Source organism: Acinetobacter sp. LipI_19 (assembly GCF_058242925.1).
In genome coordinates, this window is record NZ_JBZAYK010000003.1 from 45,439 (window position 1) to 65,374 (window position 19,936).

Annotated in this window: 29 protein-coding genes and 1 pseudogene; 24 read left to right on the forward strand and 6 right to left on the reverse strand. The window is 41.2% G+C overall.

All coding sequences use genetic code 11. From position 1 onward, the window contains the following. The first annotated feature begins 74 nt into the window (after window positions 1–74). Both AC4CVF_RS21555 and AC4CVF_RS21560 read left to right on the forward strand, forming a co-directional pair. Window positions 75–950, forward strand: a complete 876-nt coding sequence (locus tag AC4CVF_RS21555) for an acyl-CoA thioesterase (RefSeq protein WP_004725658.1) — start codon at window positions 75–77, stop codon at window positions 948–950. Window positions 951–1,101: 151 nt separating this feature from the next. Further along, window positions 1,102–2,340 carry a dicarboxylate/amino acid:cation symporter gene (locus AC4CVF_RS21560; protein ID WP_004725660.1) on the forward strand — a complete coding sequence of 413 codons (1,239 nt, stop codon included), beginning with the start codon at window positions 1,102–1,104 and terminating at the stop codon, window positions 2,338–2,340. A 96-nt stretch (window positions 2,341–2,436) separates the two neighbouring features. On the opposite strand, the gene AC4CVF_RS21565 is transcribed toward AC4CVF_RS21560, so the two are convergent. From AC4CVF_RS21565 to AC4CVF_RS21590, 6 genes are all read right to left on the reverse strand, one after another. Next, window positions 2,437–3,384, reverse strand: coding sequence for a metal-dependent hydrolase (locus AC4CVF_RS21565; RefSeq protein ID WP_056512178.1), 948 nt, complete (start codon window positions 3,382–3,384; stop codon window positions 2,437–2,439). Window positions 3,385–3,520: 136 nt separating this feature from the next. Beyond that, a complete protein-coding gene (yihA, locus tag AC4CVF_RS21570; protein WP_490789967.1) occupies window positions 3,521–4,378 on the reverse strand; it encodes a ribosome biogenesis GTP-binding protein YihA/YsxC in 858 nt (285 codons plus the stop codon). A 123-nt stretch (window positions 4,379–4,501) separates the two neighbouring features. Continuing rightward, window positions 4,502–4,945 (reverse strand): RrF2 family transcriptional regulator, encoded by a 444-nt coding sequence (locus AC4CVF_RS21575; protein WP_004725666.1) that lies wholly within the window; start codon window positions 4,943–4,945, stop codon window positions 4,502–4,504. A gap of 94 nt (window positions 4,946–5,039) precedes the next feature. Next, window positions 5,040–6,248 carry an NO-inducible flavohemoprotein gene (hmpA, locus tag AC4CVF_RS21580; RefSeq protein WP_154129674.1) on the reverse strand — a complete coding sequence of 403 codons (1,209 nt, stop codon included), beginning with the start codon at window positions 6,246–6,248 and terminating at the stop codon, window positions 5,040–5,042. A gap of 295 nt (window positions 6,249–6,543) precedes the next feature. Next, entirely contained in the window at window positions 6,544–8,103 is a 1,560-nt protein-coding gene (locus AC4CVF_RS21585) for a helicase HerA-like domain-containing protein (protein WP_209827921.1), read from the reverse strand. A gap of 303 nt (window positions 8,104–8,406) precedes the next feature. Next, window positions 8,407–9,597, reverse strand: coding sequence for a PLP-dependent transferase (locus AC4CVF_RS21590; RefSeq protein ID WP_336953492.1), 1,191 nt, complete (start codon window positions 9,595–9,597; stop codon window positions 8,407–8,409). 180 nt (window positions 9,598–9,777) lie between these two features. On the opposite strand from AC4CVF_RS21590, the gene AC4CVF_RS21595 reads away from it, so the two are divergent. The 22 genes and pseudogenes from AC4CVF_RS21595 to rplO all read left to right on the forward strand — a co-directional run bounded on the left by AC4CVF_RS21595 (window position 9,778) and on the right by rplO (window position 19,918). Next, entirely contained in the window at window positions 9,778–10,503 is a 726-nt protein-coding gene (locus tag AC4CVF_RS21595; RefSeq protein ID WP_419327703.1) for a type 1 glutamine amidotransferase, read from the forward strand. A gap of 274 nt (window positions 10,504–10,777) precedes the next feature. Further along, complete coding sequence (rpsJ, locus tag AC4CVF_RS21600; RefSeq protein ID WP_004725677.1) at window positions 10,778–11,089, forward strand: 30S ribosomal protein S10; 312 nt, start codon at window positions 10,778–10,780, stop codon at window positions 11,087–11,089. A gap of 61 nt (window positions 11,090–11,150) precedes the next feature. Next, window positions 11,151–11,789, forward strand: a complete 639-nt coding sequence (gene rplC, locus AC4CVF_RS21605) for a 50S ribosomal protein L3 (RefSeq protein WP_004725679.1) — start codon at window positions 11,151–11,153, stop codon at window positions 11,787–11,789. An 11-nt stretch (window positions 11,790–11,800) separates the two neighbouring features. Next, a complete protein-coding gene (gene rplD, locus AC4CVF_RS21610) occupies window positions 11,801–12,403 on the forward strand; it encodes a 50S ribosomal protein L4 (protein WP_004725681.1) in 603 nt (200 codons plus the stop codon). Beyond that, window positions 12,400–12,720: a 50S ribosomal protein L23 gene (gene rplW, locus AC4CVF_RS21615; protein ID WP_004725684.1), complete on the forward strand. Its 321-nt coding sequence runs from the start codon at window positions 12,400–12,402 to the stop codon at window positions 12,718–12,720. The genes rplD and rplW overlap by 4 nt, the downstream gene beginning before the upstream one ends. 11 nt (window positions 12,721–12,731) lie before the next feature. Beyond that, complete coding sequence (gene rplB / locus AC4CVF_RS21620; protein WP_004725686.1) at window positions 12,732–13,556, forward strand: 50S ribosomal protein L2; 825 nt, start codon at window positions 12,732–12,734, stop codon at window positions 13,554–13,556. Between the two features lie 19 nt (window positions 13,557–13,575). Beyond that, entirely contained in the window at window positions 13,576–13,851 is a 276-nt protein-coding gene (gene rpsS / locus AC4CVF_RS21625) for a 30S ribosomal protein S19 (protein WP_004281508.1), read from the forward strand. 9 nt (window positions 13,852–13,860) lie between these two features. After that, window positions 13,861–14,190 (forward strand): 50S ribosomal protein L22, encoded by a 330-nt coding sequence (gene rplV / locus AC4CVF_RS21630; RefSeq protein WP_004725688.1) that lies wholly within the window; start codon window positions 13,861–13,863, stop codon window positions 14,188–14,190. Between the two features lies 1 nt (window position 14,191). Further along, a pseudogene (gene rpsC / locus AC4CVF_RS21635) lies at window positions 14,192–15,008 on the forward strand (30S ribosomal protein S3). After that, on the forward strand, window positions 14,948–15,361 hold the full coding sequence (rplP, locus tag AC4CVF_RS21640; RefSeq protein ID WP_004725694.1) for a 50S ribosomal protein L16: 414 nt from the start codon (window positions 14,948–14,950) through the stop codon (window positions 15,359–15,361). Before rpsC ends, rplP begins: the two are co-directional and overlap by 61 nt. Next, window positions 15,361–15,558, forward strand: coding sequence for a 50S ribosomal protein L29 (rpmC, locus tag AC4CVF_RS21645; protein ID WP_004725696.1), 198 nt, complete (start codon window positions 15,361–15,363; stop codon window positions 15,556–15,558). The genes rplP and rpmC overlap by 1 nt, the downstream gene beginning before the upstream one ends. Continuing rightward, window positions 15,555–15,812, forward strand: coding sequence for a 30S ribosomal protein S17 (gene rpsQ, locus AC4CVF_RS21650; RefSeq protein WP_004725698.1), 258 nt, complete (start codon window positions 15,555–15,557; stop codon window positions 15,810–15,812). Before rpmC ends, rpsQ begins: the two co-directional genes overlap by 4 nt. 92 nt (window positions 15,813–15,904) lie before the next feature. Further along, window positions 15,905–16,273 (forward strand): 50S ribosomal protein L14, encoded by a 369-nt coding sequence (gene rplN, locus AC4CVF_RS21655; protein ID WP_004725701.1) that lies wholly within the window; start codon window positions 15,905–15,907, stop codon window positions 16,271–16,273. An 11-nt stretch (window positions 16,274–16,284) separates the two neighbouring features. Continuing rightward, window positions 16,285–16,602 (forward strand): 50S ribosomal protein L24, encoded by a 318-nt coding sequence (gene rplX, locus AC4CVF_RS21660; protein WP_336953494.1) that lies wholly within the window; start codon window positions 16,285–16,287, stop codon window positions 16,600–16,602. 16 nt (window positions 16,603–16,618) lie between these two features. After that, on the forward strand, window positions 16,619–17,155 hold the full coding sequence (gene rplE / locus AC4CVF_RS21665; protein WP_336953495.1) for a 50S ribosomal protein L5: 537 nt from the start codon (window positions 16,619–16,621) through the stop codon (window positions 17,153–17,155). 9 nt (window positions 17,156–17,164) lie between these two features. Then, the gene (gene rpsN, locus AC4CVF_RS21670; RefSeq protein WP_004725707.1) at window positions 17,165–17,470 is read left to right on the forward strand and encodes a 30S ribosomal protein S14; all 306 of its coding nucleotides are present in this window, start codon (window positions 17,165–17,167) and stop codon (window positions 17,468–17,470) included. A 13-nt stretch (window positions 17,471–17,483) separates the two neighbouring features. Continuing rightward, window positions 17,484–17,879, forward strand: coding sequence for a 30S ribosomal protein S8 (gene rpsH / locus AC4CVF_RS21675; RefSeq protein WP_004725709.1), 396 nt, complete (start codon window positions 17,484–17,486; stop codon window positions 17,877–17,879). Window positions 17,880–17,892: 13 nt separating this feature from the next. Continuing rightward, window positions 17,893–18,426 (forward strand): 50S ribosomal protein L6, encoded by a 534-nt coding sequence (gene rplF, locus AC4CVF_RS21680; protein WP_004725711.1) that lies wholly within the window; start codon window positions 17,893–17,895, stop codon window positions 18,424–18,426. Window positions 18,427–18,440: 14 nt separating this feature from the next. Beyond that, window positions 18,441–18,791 carry a 50S ribosomal protein L18 gene (gene rplR / locus AC4CVF_RS21685; RefSeq protein ID WP_004725713.1) on the forward strand — a complete coding sequence of 117 codons (351 nt, stop codon included), beginning with the start codon at window positions 18,441–18,443 and terminating at the stop codon, window positions 18,789–18,791. Between the two features lie 2 nt (window positions 18,792–18,793). Continuing rightward, window positions 18,794–19,291 carry a 30S ribosomal protein S5 gene (gene rpsE / locus AC4CVF_RS21690; protein WP_004725715.1) on the forward strand — a complete coding sequence of 166 codons (498 nt, stop codon included), beginning with the start codon at window positions 18,794–18,796 and terminating at the stop codon, window positions 19,289–19,291. A gap of 6 nt (window positions 19,292–19,297) precedes the next feature. Beyond that, the gene (gene rpmD / locus AC4CVF_RS21695; protein WP_004725717.1) at window positions 19,298–19,474 is read left to right on the forward strand and encodes a 50S ribosomal protein L30; all 177 of its coding nucleotides are present in this window, start codon (window positions 19,298–19,300) and stop codon (window positions 19,472–19,474) included. 3 nt (window positions 19,475–19,477) lie between these two features. Further along, entirely contained in the window at window positions 19,478–19,918 is a 441-nt protein-coding gene (gene rplO, locus AC4CVF_RS21700; RefSeq protein WP_336953496.1) for a 50S ribosomal protein L15, read from the forward strand. Window positions 19,919–19,936 lie beyond the last annotated feature (18 nt).

The window sequence follows — 19,936 nt, forward strand, 5'->3', positions numbered from 1 at the left end:
AAATCTCTAAAATATGGATACTTTGTTCTATCCATTGGAATAAAGTCAGTATTCAGTATATAGAAAGGTCACTTATGAATGCTTTAACCCAAGAGCTTGTAGAGCTTTTAACCCTTGAAAAACTTGAAGAACATATTTTTCGTGGTCAAAGTCGAAATTTAGTTGGTAAGCGTGTTTTTGGTGGGCAAGTTTTAGGACAAGCACTGCGGGCAGCATCATATACCGCTGATCGCCCCGTACATTCTTTACATGCATACTTCCTATATGGCGGTGATATCAATGCCCCAATCATTTATGAGGTTGATCGGTTACGTGATGGCAAAAGCTTCTTAAGTCGTCAAGTACGTGCAATCCAGCATGGGCGTACCATTTTTTCAGCGATGGTGTCATTTGCAACACCTGAAGAAGGCTTGAATTATCAAATTGCTGAACCAGAATATCCTGCACCTGATGAATTAAAAGCAGAGCAAGAGCTTAAAGAAAATTTAATTAGTTTTATCCCAGAAAATATTCGCGCTGCATTTATGCGTCCACGTCAGGTAGAAATTCGTCCGATCAATGTGACCAATCCATTTCAACCACAACCTGAAGCGCCGTCTTATGCTCATTATTTGCGTACGCATGAGCCATTAGCTGCAGAACAGGCGGATGATATTTCCTTAAATCAGGCAATTGTTGCGTTTTATTCGGACTATACCTTGATGATGACTGCTTTGCGGCCGCATGGTCTCAATTACCTCTCGCCAAGTTTGCAATGTGCCAGTATTGATCATACGATCTATTTCCATAAACCAGTAAAAGCAGATGATTGGATGCTGTACGATATGGATGCAACAGTCAGTGCAAATTCACGCGGTCTGAATTTTGGTCGCATGTGGCAAAATGGCGAATTGGTTTGTAGTACGGTGCAAGAAGGCTTGATGCGGGTACGTGAAATCGAAAACCAATAAGACTTTATACTGATACTCAAATCCTAGAAATAAGCCATCATCTATGATGGCTTTTCTATTTTTTAGCAGAGCTTGTGACAAAAAAATGCTCGATTCTAAATAACTTCAATGGCATAGTTCAACGTGTAAATATTTATAATAGTCAGCGAAGATGAGTTTAAACACCCAAATTTTTATTGCAGCCATTCTTGGTGTGGCATTTGGATTTTTATTAAATCAATTCCCCAATACTCAATTTTTAGATGCCAGCATTTATGGTTTGAGCATCGCCAGTAGTATTTTTATTGGTTTATTAAAAATGCTTTTGGTTCCACTTATTTTTAGTTCAATCTTGGTGGGTGTTTCAAACTTAGAAGCGGGCAGTCAACTCAGTCGAGTTTGGAAAATAACATTGGCTTGTTGTGTGACCACAACGACATTGGCACTTATTCTCGGTTTAGCCTCGACACATCTATTCAATGTAGGACAAGGTGTGGACATTGCAATGTTTCAAGATGCAATGAATCAACATAAAAGCCCAGATTCACTGACACCCAGCTCGTTTTTAACCAATTTTATTCAAAATACCCTCATCAATCCATTTAAAGCATTTAGTGACGGCAATGTTTTGGCAGTCGTGCTGTTTGCTTTGTTATTGGGTTTGGCACTGGTACATGGTGGAGAGCGCTTTAATTCAATCAAACAACTGGCACGTCAGTTTTTTGACATCATGATGATGTTAGTGGGTTGGGTGATGAAAGTTGCGCCGATTGGTATTTTTGCTTTGATGGCAAAGCTGATTGCAACAGAAGATATCTCTATTTTAAGCCGTCTTGCCGAGTTTGCTATTGTTGTTACGGGAACCACCATATTTCATGGTGTCGTGGTTCTGCCATTGTTGTTATGGATCTTTGGAAAAATGGATCCGATTACCTTTTTTAAAGGAACGCGTGCAGCATTAATTACAGCATTTGCAACCAGTTCAAGTTCTGCAACCATGCCTTTGAGTTTAAAGTGTACTCAAGAAAATTTAGGTGTGCGTCCGCAGATTGCAGGCTTTGTGATTCCTTTTGGTTCTCAGTTGAACATGGATGGAACAGCACTTTATGAAGCAGCAGCAGCGCTTTTTATTGCCAATTTAATGGGTTTAGAGTTATCAATTACCCAACAAGTGATTGTCTGTCTGACTGCGATGATTGCTTCATTGGGCGCACCAGGTATTCCAAGTGCGGGCATGGTCACCATGATTATGGTGCTACAATCTGTGGGATTGCCAGCGGAGGCAATTGCCATTCTTCTGCCAATTGACCGTATTCTCGATACTGTACGTACTGTAGTGAATGTACAAGGGGATATGATGATTAGTGTGGTTGTTGACCGAAACACCAAAGATATGGAAAGTCCAACTTAGTGTATGGTTAGAATCTTGTTCTAAAAGATTGACCAAAAAAAGCAGGACTAAATCCTGCTTTTTTTATTTGATTTCAGTATCACTATTCAATAGTTATTATGCTGCAACTCTAGGCAATGCACGTTTTGCTGCTGGGGATTGATCCAAATAAGCAATCGCATCTTCTGTTTTAGCTTCATGTACTGGATCATACCAAGGCATTAAATAGCCCAATTGCTGTGAAACCAACCATAATGGATGTGGCATTAAGCGATTATCTGATTGTGCGATACTTGCCCATTCACGCCAAATCCAAGGCTTATAGAAAGCAGGTTTTTTATCTGCATAACGTGGGTCTTGCCCCATGATATGTGCAGCACCATCAACCCATAAGCCTAATACAGCGGCAATCACGATAACACTTTGATAATAACGAGAAATATAACCACCGCCCAAATGGCGATAAAGATCAAAAGCCACTGTACGGTGTTCAATCTCTTCGGCACCATGCCATTTGACTAAATCAAGCATATTTGGATCTGCACCCAGTTCCGCCCATTTTTTATTATAAAGCGCATATTTACCCAAGACACAAGTCATATGTTCAACAGTGGCGACGATACCTAGGCGGAACAAATCCCATTGATGATCGAGGACTTTGGGTACTTTAAAGCCGAGTGGTTGATCTGCAAGTAATTTGCCAAACAAGAAATCCATAATCTCAAGATTACGTTGAATATCAATATTACGCACAGTTAAGTATTCTTTATTTGCCGAAGCATGTGCTTGAGCATGCATGGCTTCTTGGCGGATAAAAGCACGAACATCTTCAGCTAATTTTTCATCTGTGATTTTGGGTAAAACACGATTGTATAAACGGCAAAACCAAAATTCACCTGCTGGAAGAATATTGTTAATTTCATTGATAAAGTAGCTGACAAATGGCTGATTTGGAATCCAATCGACAGGGGTATCTTGCCATTCAAATTTCACTTTACGTGGTTTGATGTGGTACTGAATAGACGATCCAATCCGACTGTTCTTTAATTTAGCGAGTAACTTCATCACAGTGTCCTAATTTTTCTTTGGTGATTTCACACTTTATTATTCAAGTATAAAAAAATGTCCTAAATAGTTATTAGCAATTTAGGACATTCCAGTATCAATATGTGATGAATTTTGTTAGACAAGACTTTTTTATTTATGCTTGTGGATTTTCATCTACATTTCCACTATTGAATTCGGATTCTTGGTCTTGATCAATGAACTCATCATCCAGATCATCATCCAGATCATCTTCAGTGGCTTCAGGAATTGAATCAATATCAAAATCTAAAGTTTTGTCTAAGGTGTAATTTAAGCGACCCGCCATAATCGAAGCGAGTTCTTCTAGACCTTGTTTGTTGAGTGATGAAAACAGTTGTATAGAAAAATTCAACTTCATTTTCTTCAATTGCTCTTGTACATCTAACAATACTTTACTGGCAGGGCCACGGTTGAGTTTGTCGGATTTAGTTAACAGCACATGCACAAACAAGTGACGTGAATATGCCCATTCCAACATCATCACATCGAAGTGTTGTAAAGGGTGGCGAATATCCATGAGTAGAACCAGACCTTGTAAACTTTTTCGATGAATCAAATAATTCTCAAGTTCTTTTTGCCATACAATTTTCATTGCTTCAGGTACAGCCGCATAACCATAACCTGGCAAATCGACAAGGCGTTGATCTGGATTACCTAAACTAAAAAAGTTAATCATTTGCGTACGGCCCGGTCTTTTCGACGCGCGTGCCAATTGCTTTTGATTGGTCAATGCATTGATAGCACTTGATTTTCCTGCATTTGAACGGCCTGCAAAGGCAACTTCATAACCAGTATCTTCTACACAAAGATTCAGTTTAGGCGCACTCATTAGAAATTCAGCTTTACGCAACCAGTTCAAAGATGAAGTTGAGTATTCTGAAATCGCAGGATCAGCCTTTTTTTCATAACTGATTTTTTGTTTAGGGGCGCTTGAGGTCTTACTATTTTTAGACTTTCCACTGCTGCGATGCATATTTCAACTTCAATAAACGGATAAACAAAGTGCATTATAAAGGAAGTCGGAGGTTCAAGCGAATTTTGATCGTGTTAACTGAAATATTGGCTATTAAGATGCTGGGCGATGAGCTTTTGTGACTTAAACATTGAGATTGGGAATAGGCGAGTTTACGATCTTTGGATGTTGTGGTGGAGCGTTGAGAACATCGGCAACAGTATAGTGATCTAGGCTTTGATAAAACTGTTCAACGGCCTGATCTAAAATACCCTTTAAGCCGCAGCGTGGACGTAGCACACAAGGTGGCGTATTGCACTCTACAATTTGTGCATCACGTTGGAGAATTCGTACAATATATCCTAAGCGAAATTCTAAGATATCTGGGTTTAAGCGCAAACCACCGCCTTTACCTCGTGTGGTAATCAACCAACCTTGTTTTCCCATAAAATGCACAATTTTGACCAAGTGATTTTCTGAAACATGTAAATCTTCTGCAATTTCAGCAATCGTATAAGGCACATCTTTTGGAGGCGCGATGTACATTAAGATGCGCAGGGCATAGTCGGTAAATTTATTTAGTTGCATGTAGGCTGCTCATCTATGGGTAAAGATGTATCTCATCCTGAAATAAATAAGGCCAGTCTATCATAGACCAGCCTTATAAAGAACGGATGTAGATTTAGATACCTGCACCACCCGTACCAAACGCTTCACTATGAATTTGTTCAGGTTTAATACCACGAGCAACCAATGCTTGGTGTTGTTGTTGCATAAATGGTATTGGGCCACAAAGATAATAATCAGCATTGGCTGGGAGTAGTGCTGTATCAACCGTTGCCAAGTCTAAACGACCAGCCACATCATAGTCCTCACCTATAACATCACCGCTATGTGGGAACTCATAAGCTGTAAATGTACTGAGACGTGGGAATTTAGTTTTTTGCTCTTGAATATGTTGTTTCATCGCATGTACTTGGCTACTGCGACATGCATGAATAAAGCTAGCCGGTTGAGGCATGTCTAAAGTCACCAATTGGTTAAGCATTGCAATCATTGGGGTTAAACCTACACCCGCACTAATGAAGACATTACGTTTGCTACTATCAATCAGGTAGAAGTTACCTGTTGGAGCAGACACTTCAATTTCTGAACCTTCAGCTAAGCCATGTAAAGTATTTGATACCCAACCACTTGCCAAATCACCTTTTTCATCTTCACGTTTAACTGAAATACGTAAATAGTCTGTTTGTGGGCTTGTCGATAGCGTGTATTGACGTGGTTGTTTTAAGCCTAATGCTTCAACAAATACGCGCACTGAAATATATTGACCCGCTTCATATTTAGGTAATGCGCCACCATCGACTGGTGCAAGATAGAAAGAGGTAATTTCTTCACTTTCATTCACTTTTTTAGCGATTTTAAATTTACGCCAGCCTAACCAACTGCCTTGAGTTTGTTGGTGCTGCTCATAAATCGCTTTTTCAGTGCTGATAAATAGATCGGCCAATTGCCCATAAGCTGCAGCCCATGCATCAATCAATGGATCTTCCATCGAAATAGTTAATACTTCACTAATTGAATGTAATAGGTTTTCACCGACAATGTTGTAATCAGGTGCTTGAATATTCAGACTGACATGTTTATGGGCAATCAGTTCAACCACAGGCAAAAGTACTGAGGGATCTTCAATATTTTCAGCATATGCTAAAACAGCACCAGCCAAGGCTTGAGCCTGTGCACCACTACGTTGATGCCCCATGTTAAAGGTTTCTTTTAATTCAGGATTATTGCCGAGCATGCGGTTATAAAAATAGCCAGTAAGTGCTACACCATTTTCGCGAAGAACAGGAACTGTTGCTTTTACAAGGTCAATTTGCTGCGGAGTCATTGTTGATCTCTCTTGGCTGTCATTTATAAGATGTATTTAAAATACATCTTATAAAGTGTATTTGCAATACACCTTTAATAAAAACACATAAAATAATTATGGTTTATTTTAAATTTAAGCCCTATTGATTGAAATCATTGGACTTATTTTTAAATTTTTTTAAATGATTTTTTAGATATGTTTAGATGGCTTGATTAAGCGAGATAAGCGAATGAAAAGATAAGCAAGAACATGCGCTATAAAATAGAGAATAAAAAAGGAGCGCTAACGCTCCTCACATTTGTGTTTAAGCGAATTAACGGCCACCAAATAATGAACCTAACAAACCGCGGACCAGTTTTTGTCCTGTAGGGCCGCCTAAAGTTCGTGCAGCACTTTTAGCAAAAGTTCCGATCACATCTTGAGTCAGTTTGGCACGCGCAGCTGCAGCTTTTGCTTCTTCTTTTTCTAAGCGTTCTTGCTCTTTGGCTTGTTGTTTATCGAGAGTCTGTTGTTGCTTTGTGAGCTCTTCTAATTGCTTGGCTTGTTGAGCTACAGCATCAAAAGCCACCTGCTGTTGTGAGCTATCAGAAACTTTACGTTGTAGCATTTCATAAGCGCTATCACGATCCACTTCATTGTCATAAACACCTGCGACAATACTTTGCGCCATCAATGCTTTTCGTTCATCTAAAGTAATTGGGCTAAATGATGAGTAGGGTGGCATCACCATCGCTCGTTCAACCACTTGAGGCGTACCTTGTTCATCTAGGCAACTAATAAGCGCTTCACCGACAGCTAGCTCTGTAATTGCTTGATCTACTTTAAACTCTGGATTGGCACGGAAGGTATCGGCAGCAGTTTTTACTGCTTTTTGATCTTTAGGGGTAAAGGCACGTAATGCATGTTGCACGCGGTTACCGAGCTGCCCTAAAACATTTTCTGGGATATCTAATGGACTTTGTGAGATAAAATAAATTCCGACACCTTTAGAGCGAATTAGACGGACCACTTGTTGAATTTTTTCTTGTAATGCTGGGCTGGCATTATCAAAGAGCAAATGCGCTTCATCAAAAAAGAACACCAATTTTGGCTTATCTAAGTCACCGACTTCAGGTAGCTTTTCAAATAACTCTGAAAGCATCCAAAGTAGAAAGGTTGCATAGAGCTTTGGTGTGTTCATCAGCTTATCCGCAGCCAATAGATTGATATAACCATGTCCATTGGCATCAGTTTGGATAAAATCCATAATATCAAGGCTTGGCTCACCAAAGAAACGTTGACCGCCCTGATCACCTAAGGCCAATAGATTACGTTGAATAGCACCTAAACTTGCTGGTGAGAGATTGCCGTATTCTGCTTTTAAAGCCGCAGCATTTTCACTGACATAGGTCAGCATGGCTTTTAAATCTTTAAAATCAATTAACAGTAAACCTTGATCATCTGCAACACGGAACACCGCTGAAAGCACACCTTCTTGAGTGTCATTTAAATTCAGCATTTGCGAAAGTAACAGTGGCCCAATTTCAGAGATTGTGGTACGAATCGGATGTCCTTGCTCACCAAATAAATCCCAAAAAATAGTCGGTGATGCAGCAAAAGGGACACTGTCTATCCCTAAGCTTTTAATGCGTTCTTCAAATTTAGGATTGGTTGAACCTGCTTTGGCTATACTTGAAACGTCCCCTTTTGCATCAGCCAGAAATACGGGTACACCAATCCGTGAAAAACTTTCAGCAAGCACTTTAAGGGTAATGGTTTTGCCTGTCCCTGTGGCTCCTGCAATTAAGCCGTGACGGTTAGCAAATTGTGAATGTAATACAATATCTTGTGTTGTATCTGAAGTTTTTTTTGCGATGACGATTGGTGTACCCATTGTTATTCCTATAGCTTTAATTTGAGTTTGGATGTTTTTTATCTGACTCAATATTTATATCATTGTTGTTATACAAAATTGCATTAAATGATGATGTTGTAAATCTGTTTTTATTGTTGAATATGAATGTAGGGTGCTGCGAATTGTTTCCTGAAATGCAGAGGGAATAAGTAAAAACTAAATGTACTTTTTGCTGAATGAACTCTGCGCTTAATCGTATTTAGAGGTGAGTATAGAGCCCTTGCCATCATTTGATATAGCAAAGACCCAGATATTATGTATGAAGCCTGCTGAGTTGAATTATTAAGCCTGAATGGCTTGAAGCGCGTGTTGAATATCTTGAATTAAATCGTCTGGATGCTCTAAACCAATACAGAAACGAACCAATAGACCTTGCTCTAGGTGTGCGCGTTCTAAATGACGCATGTCACTCAGATTATAAATCATGACTAAGCTGACAGGACCACCCCAACTAAAACCGAGTTTAAATAAAGATAAATGATCACAAAACTTTCGGATTTTGTTGATATCAAACTCAGGTTTAAAAATAACACTAACAAGACCAGCACTTTGTCCTGTTTGACAGGTCTGGTTCCAATAGGTGTGACTTATATTGTCAGAATCCGCAGGGTGTAAAATTTGAGCAAACGCATTTTGATTTTTTAGCCAATTTAAAATCTTTAAAGCACTTTGAGACTGATGCTCATAACGAATTTGCATTGAGGCCAAACTACGTTGCACTTGTGCGGCATCATCACCTGAAATCGCGATACCTTGAATGGCATGCATACGGAACAGCTTATGATGTAAAGCTTTATCTTGAGTGACCACAGATCCCATTAAAATATCACCCCCACCACTCGGGTATTTGGTCAAGGCATGTACACTGATATCTACGCTTAAATGTTCATGACTAAAATCAAAGGCATTAAAAGCTATACCAGCTCCCCAAGTATTGTCCAAGGCCGTCAGGATTTTCTTTGCTTTGGCTTTTTTGACTAAATTAACAAGATCCGGAAATTCAAGTGTGACTGAACCTGCGGCTTCTAACCAAATCAGTTTGGCATTTTCATTGGGTTGGAATGAGTCTGCATCAATAGGATTGTAAACTTGAACAATAATGCCATAACTTTTTTCAAGGTGACGTAGGTGTTCCATGTTGGGACCATAGATATTGTCTGCGACCCAAACTTCATCTCCATGACTTAAAAAACATGAATTGACTATGTTAATCGCAGATAAACCACTAGGTGCAAGTAAACAATATTCACCCCCTTCAATTTGAGCAATGTGATCGCCTAAGGTAAATGTTGTCGGTGTGCCATGTGTTCCATAACTATAATCGTAACGATCTGTCCAATGGCGATTAAATAGTGCATCGGTATTTTCAAATATAATTGTTGACGCACGAAATAGGGGAGGCTGTATAGTATTTATATATTGTGGTGCTTTACGAGAAGAATGAATTAAAGCAGTAACTGGTTCTTGTTTCACAGGAATACTCAATTTTTGTTAATAGCTGGACTAAAGTAAGCAAAACATAATCGCTCAGTGACGAAAAGCAATAAATTGTGAAAAATAATAAATAAAATTGATATTGGCTTCATTTTTGCATTTATCCGGCTATGTTTTGTGATTTGTAGCGTAATTGATACAACAAGAATAGGTGATAACATGAAAAAACTTAAAGTGCATTATTTTCAGCATATTGCAGGTGAAGGCTTTGGAAGCTGTTATGAGTATTTGAAAGCAATGGGCGCAGAAATTACTGCAACAGAATTTTTTGCTTTACCTATAGATTCTCAGTTAGAAATAGAAGCTTTACCGCATGTCAATGATGTGGATTTACTCATCATTATGGGTGGGGAAATGAGTGTAAATGATGAAGCTAACTATCCTTGGTTAAAGGTTGAAAAACGATGGATTCGCCGCTATTTAGCATCGGAAAAGCCTGCAATCGGTTTGTGTTTGGGTGGGCAGCTGATAGCCAATGCTCTAGGTGCTAATGTTCGACGTAATACTGTACGGGAAATCGGTTGGACCTTGGTCAATAAAAGCAACCATGTGCCAGAAGATTATTTCCAATTGCCTGAGCGGGTCAATGTCATGCAATGGCATAGTGAGACCTTTGATATTCCTAAAGGTGCAATTCGTTTGGCGGAGAATCCAGCATGTCCCAACCAACTTTATCAAATAGGCAAGAATGTGTTGGGATTTCAGTTTCATCCAGAAATCACCCCGCATAGCTTAAAAATTTTCATTGAACATGAAGAAGAGGATATGGTGTTTAGTGGGCTACACAGTCAATCATTATTGGATTTAAAAAAATCACAACAAATGGACTATGTGATTGGTAATCAGTTACTCAATCATGCGATTGACTACGTTTTGAGGGTTTAAGTTGGTGTTTAAATAATAAGCGCTTTATTTATAATTAATTACTCAAAAAAAGGTAAAAATGTCCAAATAAGTTTGCTTAAGTGTTAAACAATCGTTATAATGAGCGACCCTCCAATATGGTGGGGTGAATGGCGAAGAAAGTCATTCAGATCGTTACAGTCGTGGCATCGATCACGACCTTAGTGATTTTCACTGCCTTTGACACTTGCCTACTTTAGTGGGGTGAGATGCGTCAAGGGTGATTCTTTATATATTTGGCTTGGAGTTAACTGGTATGTCTAACCAGAGAATTCGTATCCGTCTTAAGTCTTTTGATCATCGTTTAATTGATCAATCTTCTCAAGAGATCGTAGAAACAGCAAAACGTACTGGCGCACAAGTATGTGGTCCAATTCCGATGCCTACTCGCATCGAACGTTTTAACGTTTTAACATCACCACACGTGAACAAAGATGCGCGTGACCAATATGAAATCCGCACATATAAACGTTTGATCGACATCGTTCAACCTACAGACAAAACTGTAGATGCGTTGATGAAGTTGGATCTTGCAGCTGGTGTTGATGTTCAGATCGCATTGGGTTAAGGCTTTCGGTTAATTAACGCTTTATAAGTTAATTAGGCCGCTTTTTTAGAGGTTTATGCACATGGCTATTGGTTTAGTCGGTCGCAAGTGCGGTATGACACGTATCTTTACAGATGCTGGTGTTTCTGTGCCTGTAACAGTGATTGAGGTTGATCCTAACCGTATCACTCAAATCAAAACGCTTGAAACTGATGGTTATCAAGCGATTCAAATCACTACTGGTGAACGTCGCGAATCTCGCGTAACAAATGCTCAGAAAGGTCACTTTGCGAAAGCTGGTGTGGCTGCTGGTCGTTTAGTTAGCGAATTCCGTGCTACAGAAGCTGATCTTGAAGGTCGTGAAGTTGGTGGAACTATCGGTGTTGATTTGTTCGCAGTAGGTCAAGTTGTTGACGTAACTGGTCAATCAAAAGGTAAAGGCTTCCAAGGTGGTGTTAAGCGTTGGAACTTCCGTACGCAAGATGCTACACATGGTAACTCTTTGTCGCATCGTGTTTTGGGTTCTACAGGTCAAAACCAGACCCCTGGTCGCGTATTTAAAGGCAAAAAAATGGCTGGCCATTTAGGTGCTGAACGCGTAACAGTTCAAGGTCTTGAAATTGTATCTATCGACGCAGAACGTTCAGTTCTTGTTGTTAAAGGTGCGATTCCTGGTGCTACTGGTGGCGACGTTATCGTTCGTCCTACGATCAAGGCCTGAGGGGAAATAACGTGAATTTAAAAACTGTTTCCGGCTCTGCTGTTGAATTATCAGAAGTAGCTTTCGGTCGTGATTTTAATGAAGCTCTTGTACACCAAGTTGTTACAGCTTATTTAGCTGGTGGTCGTCAAGGTTCTAAAGCTCAGAAATCACGTGCAGACGTTTCTGGCGGTGGTAAGAAACCATTCCGTCAAAAAGGTACTGGCCGAGCTCGTGCGGGTTCTATTCGTAGCCCAATCTGGGTTGGTGGTGGTAAAACTTTTGCTGCTCGTCCACAAGATTGGTCTCAAAAAGTTAACCGTAAAATGTACCGCGGTGCAATGCAATGTATCTTAGCTGAACTTGTTCGCCAAGATCGTCTTGTTCTAGTTGAAGAGTTTGCTGTTGAAGCACCTAAAACTAAAGAATTGCTTGCTAAACTTAACGGCTTGAACGCTACTCGCGCATTAATCGTTACTGAAGCTGTAGATGAAAATCTATATTTAGCTGCTCGTAACCTTCCACACGTTGATGTGGTTGATGCTGCTGGGATCGATCCTGTTGGCTTGATCGCGTTTGATAAAGTTGTTATGTCTGTTGCGGCTGCTAAGAAGATTGAGGTAGAACTCGGATGAACAACGAACGTATCTATCAAGTCCTAAAAGGGCCTGTTTTTTCAGAAAAAGCACAAGTTCTAGGCGAAACTGCTGGTGTTCAAGTTTTTAAGGTTGCTATTGATGCAAACAAACTTGAAATCAAAAAAGCAGTAGAGCAATTGTTTGGTGTAGAAGTTGTTAAAGTTAACACGACTATCACTAAAGGTAAGACTAAGCGCTTTGGTAAAACATTGGGACGTCGTTCTGATGTTAAAAAAGCATACGTCACCCTGAAAGCTGGCCAAGATGTTGAAATGGCTGACTTGGGCGATACCGCTGAAAGCACAGCGGAATAAGGACGAAAATTATGCCAATTCAAAAATGTAAGCCAACGTCTCCAGGACGTCGCTTTGTAGAGAAGGTGGTTCATAATCATCTTCACAAAGGCGCGCCTTATGCACCGTTGGTTGAAGCTAAGAAACGTACTGGTGGTCGTAATAATAATGGTCACATTACCACTCGTCATGTTGGTGGTGGTCATAAACAAAACTACCGTATTGTTGACTTCAAACGTAACAAAGACGGCATCCCAGCTGTAGTTGAGCGTATTGAATACGATCCTAACCGTACATCTCATATTGCTTTATTGAAATATGCTGACGGTGAACGTCGTTATATTATTGCCGCTAAAGGCTTACGTGCTGGTGATAAAGTACAATCTGGTAACGATGCTCCAATTCGTCCAGGTAACTGCTTGCCGCTTCGTAATATGCCTATCGGTTCTACATTACATAACATTGAGCTTAAAATCGGTAAAGGTGCACAGTTAGTGCGTTCTGCTGGTACTTCTGCTCAATTGTTGGGTCGTGACGGTTCTTACGCAATTATTCGTCTTCGTTCAGGCGAAATGCGTAAAGTACACGTTGAATGTCGCGCTGTGTTAGGTGAAGTATCTAACTCAGAAAGCAACCTTCGTTCACTTGGTAAAGCAGGTGCTGCACGCTGGCGTGGTGTTCGTCCTACCGTTCGTGGTATGGCGATGAACCCAGTTGACCATCCACATGGTGGTGGTGAAGGGCGTAACAAAGGTATTCAACCTGTAAGCCCATGGGGTCAAAAAGCTAAAGGGTACAAAACACGTACCAATAAGCGTACGACTAAGATGATCATTCGCGACCGTCGCGTTAAGTAACAAGTAAAGGAATCTGACAATGCCTCGTTCTCTGAAAAAAGGCCCATTCGTCGATGCGCACTTGTTCGCTAAGGTTGAAGCGGCTATCGCGGCTAATAACCGTAAGCCGATCAAAACTTGGTCGCGTCGTTCGATGATCCTCCCGGATTTTGTTGGTTTAACAATTTCTGTACATAATGGTCGTAACCATGTTCCAGTGATCGTATCTGAACATATGGTTGGTCACAAACTCGGTGAATTCGCGCCAACTCGTACCTATCGTGGTCACGGTGTTGACAAGAAGTCTAAACGTTAAGGTGCTATGATGGAAGTTACTGCTAAATTACGCGGTGCCGCTATCTCGGCACAAAAAACTCGTTTGGTTGCAGATCTAATCCGTGGCAAATCTATTGCTCACGCGCTTAATATCTTAAACTTCAGCAATAAGAAAGCTGCAGTTATAGTAAAAAAAGCATTGGAATCTGCAATTGCAAACGCTGAACACAATAACAGTTTAGATGTAGACGACCTTAAGGTTACTACGATTTACGTTGATGAAGGCACGAGCCTTAAACGTATTATGCCACGTGCTAAAGGCCGTGCAGATCGTATTACTAAGCGTACTTGTCACATTACCGTTAAGGTAGGGGTTTGATATGGGTCAGAAGGTTCATCCAATCGGTATCCGCCTTGGTGTTGTAAAACGTCATAACGCCAACTGGTATGCGAGTCCGAAACAATACGCTGAATATTTGCTTAAAGATCTTCAAGTTCGTGAGTTTTTAACTAAAAAACTTAAAAGCGCGATGATCAGCAAAATTCTTATCGAACGTCCTACAGGCGCTGCTAAAGTAACTATTAGCACTGCTCGTCCAGGTATCGTTATCGGTAAAAAAGGCGAAGACATTGAGAAATTACAGCGTGAACTCACCAAGATTATGGGTGTTCCAGCGCAAGTAAGCATCAACGAAATCGATCGCCCAGATTTAGACGCTCGTTTAGTTGCTGAAGCAATTGCTTCACAATTAGAGAAGCGTGTAATGTTCCGTCGTGCTATGAAGCGTGCGGTTCAAAACACTATGCGTGCTGGTGCTAAAGGTATCAAAGTTGAGGTTTCTGGTCGTTTAGGTGGTGCAGAAATTGCACGTACTGAATGGTATCGTGAAGGTCGTGTACCTTTACATACACTTCGTGCTGACATCGACTATGCAACTATGCGTGCTGAAACTACTTACGGTACGATTGGTGTTAAAGTTTGGATTTTCCGTGGTGAGATCTTAGGTGGCATGAAACAAGTCATGAACCCTGCTCCTGCTGAAGAACGTCCAGCTAAACGCGGTCGCGGTCGTGGTGAAGGTCAAGAGCGTCGTGGTCGTCGCAATGATCGTTCTGCTGAAAAAGGAGAATAATCCATGTTGCAACCTAAACGTACTAAATTCCGTAAGGTGCAAAAGGGCCGTAACACTGGTCTAGCGCATCGTGGTAGCACAGTATCTTTCGGTACAATCGCACTTAAATCTGTTGAGCGTGGTCAAATGACTGCTCGTCAAATCGAAGCTGCGCGTCGTACAATTAGCCGTCGTGTTAAACGTGGTGGTAAGATCTTTATCCGTGTTTTCCCAGACAAACCAATTACTGAAAAGCCATTAGAAGTTCGTATGGGTAAAGGTAAAGGTTCTGTGGAATACTGGGTTTGCCAAATCAAACCAGGTAAGATCTTGTACGAAATGGATGGTGTTAGTGAAGAATTGGCACGCGAAGCGTTTACGCTTGCAGCTGCTAAGCTTCCATTTAAAACCACTATCGTTACTAAGACGGTGATGTAATGAAAACTAAAGATCTACGTGAAAAATCGGTAGAAGAGTTGGCAGCTTTGCTAGATGAGCAACAGCTTAACCAATTCCGTCTTCGTATGGCGAAAGCAACTGGTCAATTGGGTAAATCGCATGAAGTTGCGTTAACTCGTAAGACTATTGCTCGTATCAAGACCCTCCTTACCGAAAAACAGGGGAACGCACAATGAGTGAGCAAACAGTTCGCACGTTAACAGGCAAAGTAGTAAGTGACAAAATGGACAAGTCTATTGTTGTACTTATTGAACGCCGCGTTCAACACCCGTTGTATGGCAAATCAATCCGCCGTTCAACAAAATTACACGCTCATGATGAGAATAACACTGCTAAAACTGGCGATGTTGTAACCATTAAAGAAAGCCGCCCAATTTCAAAAACTAAAGCTTGGACTTTAGTGGAAGTTATTGAAGCAGCTGCTGAGTAATTAGACGTTCTTGTTGCATCATCGGTCAATTTCGAGTACTCTTTGAGCCTTTCGAAATTGCGACCGGTGATGCTCGGTTTTGGAGTAGGGCAATGATTCAGACCGAAAGTATGCTAGACGTAGCAGACAACAGTGGTGCTCGCCGCGTACAATGTATTAAAGTACTAGGTGGTTCACATCGTCGTTATGCTTCTGTTGGCGACATTATTAAAGTTACTGTAAAAGAAGCAATTCCACGTGGCCGTGTTAAAAAGGGTGACGTGATGAATGCAGTTGTAGTTCGTACTAAATTCGGTATTCGTCGTCCAGACGGTTCTGTGATCCGTTTTGATGATAATGCTGCAGTTATCTTGAACAACAACAAGGCTCCGATTGCCACTCGTATTTTCGGACCAGTGACTCGTGAACTTCGTACTGAACAGTTCATGAAAATCATTTCATTGGCTCCTGAAGTTCTATAATAGAGGCAATCATGGCTAAGATTAGAAAAGGCGATCAAGTAATTGTGATCGCAGGTAAAGAAAAAGGCAAACAGGGTACTGTTTTGTCTGTTTCAAATGACCAAGTTAAGGTTGAAGGCCTTAATTTAGTTAAGAAGCATCAAAAGCCGAACCGTGCAACAGGTGCTGAAGGCGCTATCGTTACACAAGAAGCTTCGCTTCATATTTCAAACGTGGCAGTTTTTAATGCTGCAACCCAAAAGGCTGACCGTGTTGGTTACCAAGTGATTGAAGGCACGAAAACTCGTGTTTATAAATCAAATGGTGAATCAGTGGCGGTAGCGAAGTAATAGGTTGAACTAGGCTATGGCCAGACTTAAAACACGTTATAACGACGAAATCCGAGCTAAGTTGAAAGAAGAACTTGGTTTGGGCAACGTGATGGAAATTCCTCGCGTTACTAAAATCACCATCAACATGGGTGTTGGTGCAGCTTCAGCTGACAAGAAATTGTTAGATGGCGCTTTGGCGGATATGCAAGCTATTGCTGGTCAAAAACCAGTTCTTACATTAGCGCGTAAATCAATCGCTGGTTTTAAAATCCGTGATGGTTGGCCGATTGGTTGTAAAGTAACTTTACGCGGCGAACAAATGTACGAATTCTTAGACCGTTTGATCTCTATTGCGATTCCTCGTATTCGTGACTTCCGCGGTTTTTCTGCGAAATCATTCGATGGTCGTGGTAATTATTCAATGGGTCTCAAGGAACAAATTATGTTCCCTGAAATCGATTTTGATAAGATCGATCGTATTCGTGGTATGGATATTACTATCACTACGACTGCTCGTACTGATGACGAAGGCCGTGCGCTAATCCGTGCATTCGGCTTCCCGTTCAAATAAGAGGTCGATATGGCTAAGAAAAGTATGATTAATCGCGAATTGAAACGCGAAACTACAGTTGCTAAATACGCTGCAAAACGTGCTGAATTAAAAGCTACGATTGCAAACGTAAATGCATCTGATGAAGAACGTTTCGAAGCGATGATGAAGTTACAAGCATTACCACGTAATGCGTCTCCAGTACGTCTTCGTAACCGTTGTGGTTTAACTGGTCGTCCTCATGGTTACTTCCGTAAGTTCGGCTTAAGCCGTAACAAATTACGTGACACAGTAATGCAGGGTGATGTACCGGGCGTTGTTAAGGCAAGCTGGTAAGGAGCGACTATAAATGAGTATGCAAGATACCGTTGCCGACATGCTAACACGTGTTCGTAACGCACAAATGGCAAAGAAACAAACTGTTTCTATGCCTAATTCTAAGTTGAAAGTTGCAATTGCAAACGTACTTCAACAAGAAGGTTACATTTCAAATGTAGAAGTTGCTGATCTTGAAGGCAAAGCTACTTTGACAATTACTTTAAAATATTTTGAAGGCAAACCAGTTATCGAAACTGTGAAACGCGTAAGCCGCCCAGGTCTACGTCAGTATCGCGGTAAAGATGCACTTCCAAGCGTTAAGCAAGGTTTAGGTATTGCAATTGTTTCTACAAGCAAAGGCATCATGACTGATCGCGCTGCACGTGCTGCAGGCGTTGGTGGTGAAGTTATTGCTTTTGTTTCTTAATAGGTGATTCCTCATGTCTCGTGTGGCTAAAGCCCCAGTAACTGTACCTAACGGTGTAGCAGTTACTCAGAACGGCCGGCAGGTCGAAGTGAAAGGCAGCAAAGGTACGTTGTCTTTCAACCTGCATGCGCTGGTCGAGCTTAAACAGGAAGAAGGTCAACTTCATATTGCTCCAGTTAAAGAATCTCGCGATTCTTGGATGCAAGCTGGTACTGCTCGCGCTGTTCTTAATAACCTTGTAAAAGGTGTTAATGAAGGCTTCGAACGTAAGTTACAACTTATCGGTGTTGGTTATAAAGCTGCGGTTAAAGGTACAGTTGTGAACCTTAACCTTGGTTATTCTCATCCGATTGATTACGCTCTTCCTGAAGGTGTAACTGCTGAAACTCCGACTGCTACTGAAATCATTTTGAAATCAGCTAACAAGCAATTGTTAGGTCAAGTTGCTGCAGAAATCCGTGGTTATCGTCCACCAGAGCCGTATAAAGGTAAAGGTGTTCGCTATTCTGACGAAGTTGTACTTCGTAAAGAAGCTAAGAAGAAATAAGGCGCGAGGTTCTTATGAACGAAAAGAAACAATCCCGTTTGCGTCGTGCGAAAAGCACACGCTTGCACATTCGTGCATTGGGTGCGACTCGCTTGTGTGTAAACCGCACGCCGCGTCACATCTATGCTCAAGTTATTTCTGCAGATGGTGGCAAAGTATTAGCGCAAGCTTCTACTTTGGATGCATCTTTACGTAGCGGAACTACAGGTAATGTAGATTCAGCAACTAAAGTAGGTGCTTTAATCGCAGAACGTGCAAAGGCTGCTGGTGTAACTAAAGTTGCATTTGACCGTTCTGGTTTTAAATATCATGGTCGTATCAAAGCCTTGGCTGATGCTGCTCGTGAAAACGGCTTGGAGTTCTAATCATGGCTAAAGTTGAACAAAACGAAGGTCTTGTTGAAAAGCTGGTTGCCGTTGATCGTGTAGCCAAAGTTGTTAAGGGTGGTCGTATCTTCTCTTTCACAGCATTGACTGTTGTGGGTGATGGTAATGGTCGTGTAGGTTTTGGTCGCGGTAAAGCGCGTGAAGTTCCAGCTGCTATTTCTAAAGCACTTGAAGCTGCACGCCGCAACATGATCACTGTTGATCTTGTTGATGGTACTGTACAACATCCTATTCATGCTCGTCATGGCGCTAGCCGTGTTTACATGCAACCTGCATCAGAAGGTACTGGCGTAATCGCTGGTGGTTCTATGCGCGCAGTTTTAGAAGCTGCGGGTGTACGTAACGTATTGACGAAATGTTATGGTTCTACTAACGCGGCTAACGTTGTAAATGCAACTTTTAACGGTTTACGTGATATGACGTCTCCTGAGAAAGTTGCTGCTAAACGTGGTCTTTCAGTAGAACAAATTTTAGGGTAATCAATCATGAAAACGATTAAAGTTACCCAGACTAAATCTTCTTCGCATCGTTTGAAAAATCACAAACTTTGCCTACAAGGTTTAGGTCTGCGTCGTATTGGTCATACAGTAGAAGTAATAGATACACCTTCTAACCGTGGTATGATCAACAAAGTCTACTATATGGTTAGTGTAGAGGAATAAGCCATGACTCTGCGTTTAAATGAGCTTGCACCTGCTGAAGGTGCAAAACGTGACAACCGTCGTTTAGGCCGTGGTATCGGTTCTGGCGTTGGTAAGACTGGTGGCCGTGGTGTCAAAGGTCAAAAATCACGTAAAAGTGGTGGCGTTCGTCCAGGCTTTGAAGGTGGTCAAACTGCGTTATATCGTCGTTTACCTAAATTCGGTTTCACAAGCCAATTGGCTTTGAAAACTGCTGAAGTACGTTTGTCTGAACTTGCTAAAGTTGAAGGTGATATTGTTTCACTTGAAACTTTGAAAGCTGCGAATGTTGTACGTAAAGATATGTTGCGTGCTCGTGTTGTTCTTTCTGGTGAAATCACTCGTGCATTCACTGTTCAAGGTGTTGCATTGACTAAAGGCGCTAAAGCTGCTCTTGAAGCTGCTGGCGGTAAAGTCGAGGAGTAATCGCGAGTGACTATGTCT

Excerpts from the sequence above, each read along its gene's own strand:
- AC4CVF_RS21555 (WP_004725658.1), top strand. The coding sequence starts at position 75 with ATGAATGCTTTAACCCAAGAGCTTGTAGAGCTTTTAACCCTTGAAAAA.
- AC4CVF_RS21560 (WP_004725660.1), top strand. The coding sequence starts at position 1,102 with ATGAGTTTAAACACCCAAATTTTTATTGCAGCCATTCTTGGTGTGGCA.
- AC4CVF_RS21565 (WP_056512178.1), bottom strand. The coding sequence starts at position 3,384 with ATGAAGTTACTCGCTAAATTAAAGAACAGTCGGATTGGATCGTCTATT.
- yihA (WP_490789967.1), bottom strand. The coding sequence starts at position 4,378 with ATGCATCGCAGCAGTGGAAAGTCTAAAAATAGTAAGACCTCAAGCGCC.
- AC4CVF_RS21575 (WP_004725666.1), bottom strand. The coding sequence starts at position 4,945 with ATGCAACTAAATAAATTTACCGACTATGCCCTGCGCATCTTAATGTAC.
- hmpA (WP_154129674.1), bottom strand. The coding sequence starts at position 6,248 with ATGACTCCGCAGCAAATTGACCTTGTAAAAGCAACAGTTCCTGTTCTT.
- AC4CVF_RS21585 (WP_209827921.1), bottom strand. The coding sequence starts at position 8,103 with ATGGGTACACCAATCGTCATCGCAAAAAAAACTTCAGATACAACACAA.
- AC4CVF_RS21595 (WP_419327703.1), top strand. The coding sequence starts at position 9,778 with ATGAAAAAACTTAAAGTGCATTATTTTCAGCATATTGCAGGTGAAGGC.
- rpsJ (WP_004725677.1), top strand. The coding sequence starts at position 10,778 with ATGTCTAACCAGAGAATTCGTATCCGTCTTAAGTCTTTTGATCATCGT.
- rplC (WP_004725679.1), top strand. The coding sequence starts at position 11,151 with ATGGCTATTGGTTTAGTCGGTCGCAAGTGCGGTATGACACGTATCTTT.
- rplW (WP_004725684.1), top strand. The coding sequence starts at position 12,400 with ATGAACAACGAACGTATCTATCAAGTCCTAAAAGGGCCTGTTTTTTCA.
- rplB (WP_004725686.1), top strand. The coding sequence starts at position 12,732 with ATGCCAATTCAAAAATGTAAGCCAACGTCTCCAGGACGTCGCTTTGTA.
- rpsS (WP_004281508.1), top strand. The coding sequence starts at position 13,576 with ATGCCTCGTTCTCTGAAAAAAGGCCCATTCGTCGATGCGCACTTGTTC.
- rplV (WP_004725688.1), top strand. The coding sequence starts at position 13,861 with ATGGAAGTTACTGCTAAATTACGCGGTGCCGCTATCTCGGCACAAAAA.
- rplP (WP_004725694.1), top strand. The coding sequence starts at position 14,948 with ATGTTGCAACCTAAACGTACTAAATTCCGTAAGGTGCAAAAGGGCCGT.
- rpmC (WP_004725696.1), top strand. The coding sequence starts at position 15,361 with ATGAAAACTAAAGATCTACGTGAAAAATCGGTAGAAGAGTTGGCAGCT.
- rpsQ (WP_004725698.1), top strand. The coding sequence starts at position 15,555 with ATGAGTGAGCAAACAGTTCGCACGTTAACAGGCAAAGTAGTAAGTGAC.
- rplN (WP_004725701.1), top strand. The coding sequence starts at position 15,905 with ATGATTCAGACCGAAAGTATGCTAGACGTAGCAGACAACAGTGGTGCT.
- rplX (WP_336953494.1), top strand. The coding sequence starts at position 16,285 with ATGGCTAAGATTAGAAAAGGCGATCAAGTAATTGTGATCGCAGGTAAA.
- rplE (WP_336953495.1), top strand. The coding sequence starts at position 16,619 with ATGGCCAGACTTAAAACACGTTATAACGACGAAATCCGAGCTAAGTTG.
- rpsN (WP_004725707.1), top strand. The coding sequence starts at position 17,165 with ATGGCTAAGAAAAGTATGATTAATCGCGAATTGAAACGCGAAACTACA.
- rpsH (WP_004725709.1), top strand. The coding sequence starts at position 17,484 with ATGAGTATGCAAGATACCGTTGCCGACATGCTAACACGTGTTCGTAAC.
- rplF (WP_004725711.1), top strand. The coding sequence starts at position 17,893 with ATGTCTCGTGTGGCTAAAGCCCCAGTAACTGTACCTAACGGTGTAGCA.
- rplR (WP_004725713.1), top strand. The coding sequence starts at position 18,441 with ATGAACGAAAAGAAACAATCCCGTTTGCGTCGTGCGAAAAGCACACGC.
- rpsE (WP_004725715.1), top strand. The coding sequence starts at position 18,794 with ATGGCTAAAGTTGAACAAAACGAAGGTCTTGTTGAAAAGCTGGTTGCC.
- rpmD (WP_004725717.1), top strand. The coding sequence starts at position 19,298 with ATGAAAACGATTAAAGTTACCCAGACTAAATCTTCTTCGCATCGTTTG.
- rplO (WP_336953496.1), top strand. The coding sequence starts at position 19,478 with ATGACTCTGCGTTTAAATGAGCTTGCACCTGCTGAAGGTGCAAAACGT.